The organism is Candidatus Eisenbacteria bacterium (genome assembly GCA_016867495.1).
Taxonomy (GTDB): Bacteria; Eisenbacteria; RBG-16-71-46; order CAIMUX01; family VGJL01; genus VGJL01.
Map to the genome: position 1 here is coordinate 1 of VGJL01000343.1, position 1,829 is coordinate 1,829.

At 69.2% G+C, this 1,829-nt stretch carries 3 protein-coding genes; all 3 read right to left on the reverse strand.

Annotated features, from left to right (window positions below; all coding sequences use genetic code 11):
- Positions 1-694 (reverse strand): radical SAM protein (locus tag FJY88_14110; protein MBM3288461.1); only part of this gene is annotated, 694 nt, incomplete at its 3' end.
- The gene (locus FJY88_14115) at positions 691-1,458 is read right to left on the reverse strand and encodes an outer membrane lipoprotein carrier protein LolA (protein ID MBM3288462.1); all 768 of its coding nucleotides are present in this window, start codon (positions 1,456-1,458) and stop codon (positions 691-693) included. The genes FJY88_14110 and FJY88_14115, both read right to left, overlap by 4 nt.
- Positions 1,397-1,829: DNA translocase FtsK (locus FJY88_14120; protein ID MBM3288463.1), on the reverse strand; the 433-nt coding region annotated here is incomplete at its 5' end. The genes FJY88_14115 and FJY88_14120, both read right to left, overlap by 62 nt.

Sequence of the window (1,829 nt, forward strand, 5' to 3'; positions counted from 1 at the left end):
CCAGCCGCCGCAACAGGGCGGGCAGTGCGCCAGGCTTCCCCTTGTCGGTCCCGTACGCGGTCAACTCCTGCGCCACGAGATTGATCTCCCTCACGCCGCCTCCCGCCAGCCTCTCGACCTCGCGAATGATCGAGCCGGGTGGGCGGCTCCGCTGGGGGCCGCGCAGCCGGGGGATGACGCAGAAGGAACAGCGGCGATCGCATCCATCGGAGATCTTCACGTAAGCGCTGTGCCTGCGCCCCGAGACGACGCGGAGATCCCAATCTCCGTGCAGACGGTCGAGCCCCCCAATGCGCGTGGCGGCGGGGCCGACCCCCTTCCCGGCGAGAATCGCGCGCAGGCGCGGCGCGAGACGGTGGACCTCGCCCGGCCCGACCAGGAGATCGATCTCGGGAACCTCGGATCGAAGCGCTTCCCCGTGCCGCTGCGCGAGGCATCCCATCACCACGAGCCTCTGGCTCGGGCGAGCCTTCTTCCCCTCGGCCAGCTCCAGAATCGACCTGATCGACTCGCGCTCGGCCGCCGCCAGGAAGGCGCAGGTATTGACGAGGACCGCGTCGGCCTCCGCGATCGTCGATGTGACGGCGAGACCCTCTCGGAGGATCTGACCGGCCAAGAGGTCGGAATCGGCCACGTTCTTGGGGCAGCCGAGCGTGATCAGAGCGATCCGCGGTTGTCTCGCACGGACTCTCATCCGCCCCCGCCCGCGTCGATCACCTCGGTGCCTTCGGGGGGCGCGAAGCGGAAGTCATCCGGTCCGAGGCCTGGATCGTCGCGCAGACTGAGGATCCGGACTCGCGTTCTGTTCCCTTCCGCGTCGATGACCTCGCAGGCGATGAGCTCGGCGGTGGCTTCGCGCAACCACACCCTCAGCTCCGCCAGGGAGAGGTTCGCGCCGGGCGCGAGCTCCAGGCGCAGGATCCCCTCGCCCATGCTTGTGTCGCTCCGGGCCGAGCGTCCTCTGGCCCCCACCAGGGCCCAGTTGAACAGGTCGGCCCCGAGGCGGGCGTCGGGGGACAAGGGGGTGCGGAAGGCCTGCTTCTGATCCTCCATGTAGGTCCAGACGTGTTTGCCGTCGCAGACCTGCCGCTGCCTGTGCGGGGGATCGAAGCGCAGATCGAAGTAGCTCGGCTTGAGGATCCTGAGCTTCCCGCGGCTCACCAGCGGCTCGTCGAAGCCGGCGAACTCCTGGGTCTGCTCGATCGTGGCGACCAGGCTGCCGCGGGCGTTCCAGGCCTCCTTCACCCTCACGAGAAGGACTTCCGCGGCGGCCGAGTCGCCATCGGTCGGGGAAGGGGCGCGACCGCCGGCGCCCAGGGGGCGATCCTCGGCACGGGACGCGCCGGCAGCGCAGCACAGGAGGGCGGCGGCGATCAGAGCCGGCAGGAGCCGGATGTCAGCTGGGCTGGCCCGCCCAGGGCTCCTGCTTGGCATCCCACTCCTCCAGATAGCTTTCATCCACCATCACCTCTCGGGCCTTGCTCCCGTCGTACGGACTCACCACACCGGCGGCCTCGAGTAGGTCCATCAACCTTGCCGCGCGGGAGTACCCGACCTTCAGGCGGCGCTGCAGGAAAGAGACCGATGCCTGCCTCTCGCGGACCACGAGCCTGAGGGCATCGCCAAACATCTCGTCCTCCTTCGCCGGCCCTCCCCCTTCTTCATCCTCCTCCTTCTCCAGGACTATGGGGGCGGCCTGGGGCTGAGCGCGCAGGAAGTTGGCGACCCGCTCTCCATCCCCCTCCGTGCAATAGGCGCCGTGGACCCTGAAGGCTTCCGCCTTGCCGGGCGGAACGAAGAGCATGTCGCCGCGGCCCAGCAGGAACTCG